The organism is Pedobacter sp. 01N416, assembly GCF_056399685.1.
Genome location: NZ_JBFTRT010000815.1, coordinates 1 through 1647 on the forward strand (window position 1 = coordinate 1; position 1647 = coordinate 1647).

A 1647-nucleotide genomic window follows, 5' to 3' on the forward strand; every position below is an offset into this window, starting at 1 on the left:
CCCCTCAATGGCGTTCATTACTTTTTTTGAATCGGCCAAGTAACCTTGGGCTTGAACCTCTTTGTTTATTCCTTTGGCCAAATATCCAGCATCTCGCAAGGCAGCAGCCCAAATGCCAGACAAATAGAATTCAGTGTGCGCTCCATAAAGCTTTCCACCTTCAAGCCAACCATGGCCAACATTCGATATTTCTATTAGACCATCCCCATCGGTATCTGTCGAATAACAAAAATCAATCGCTTTCTGTATTGCTCCCCAATTTGACTTAACAAATTCGACATCACCCGAATAGCGTAAATAATGAGCAAACAAAACAATAAACAAAGGAGTAGAATCTGATGCGTCATAGTGAACAGAACCACTTGACGTTAATTCATGATAAATTTTACCGTCAACATTTTGAAACTTTATAAACGTTTTCAATACCTCTTTCACCAACTCAAAATTCCCATAATTGTTTACCGCAAAACTCGACCATTCTGCGTCACGTCCAAAATACCATGCATAACCTGGTCTTCCGCTTACTTTTTGTGCACCGTCCCAACCTCTTGCAGTACTTGCAAAACCAGCCATAAGTGACTTGCCAATACCTGGAGTTTTGACTTCAAATTTTGAGGCTCCCAAAATCGCCATTTTATAACCCTCGTTAAAGCCCGGATCAGGAGTGTTTATGTTTACAGTATTTGTCAATAAAGTTTCATAATAAGCTACTGCTTCAATTAGTACATTTTCAGCATTGTTGATATTTTTGGAGTAGTCCATCATTGCTTTAGAAACACCTTCATTCCCTGATGCGAAACAAACATCTAAAGCTGATTTATTTTGAGCATCGGTTTCCACTAAAAAGGCTGTTTGAAGCTTATCCGTTGGGGTTCCTCTCCATTTTCCATTAGCATACTTGAAATCGTCAAACTGACCATCAACAAGTAAATTGCTTTTAGAATTTGAGCCTATAATCGATACAAATTCATCTTTTTTATCCGAAACGACTATTGCATTGTTTTCTCCAGACCACGAGTATTGCAATGAGCCCAACGCCTCTTCATTATAAGGCCACATAAAACGTAAATTGCTTTTGACTGAGTATATCAATCGCTCAATGGCATTGGCATTACTCCATTGATAATGAACTATACCAACGGGTTCTTTTACGCTGGTACTAATAATTTCTTTTAATTGAATGCCATTAGGTAATTCATAGCTACGTATAACCGCTTCCGGACGAACTTCAAATTTGGGGGTAATATTTTTCAACCAACAAATGGTATCGCTCGCTACTAATTTCACACCGACATTAAAATCACGTGCAGACATGACAGGATGTGTCCAAATTTCGTCAATACCCGCTTTTTCTTTTCCAATCAATAAACTACGTCTGCCCGCTAAATCGAAAAAATTGTTTGTTGCCACACGACTTAAAGAAAGCGAGGAAGGCTTAATTTGCCATACTGTGGATGCTTTTAATTTTATTTTACCTATCTTTTTGTCATTTTTCTCAATTTTGCATTCTCCATACGTCCAAAAAAATTGCTTTTCTTTCTCAAATTTACCATCCAGATAATTAATACAATTTTCTGTGAATTGATTTAATTCTTTACGATTAAAATTATCTTGAGCATAGTATGTATATGCACCAACAGCCAATAC

At 37.3% G+C, this 1647-nt stretch carries 1 protein-coding gene; it reads right to left on the reverse strand.

The window, feature by feature from the left end:
- Nucleotides 1-1647: amylo-alpha-1,6-glucosidase (locus tag AC1DND_RS27445; RefSeq protein ID WP_477585970.1), on the reverse strand; the 1647-nt coding region annotated here is incomplete at both ends.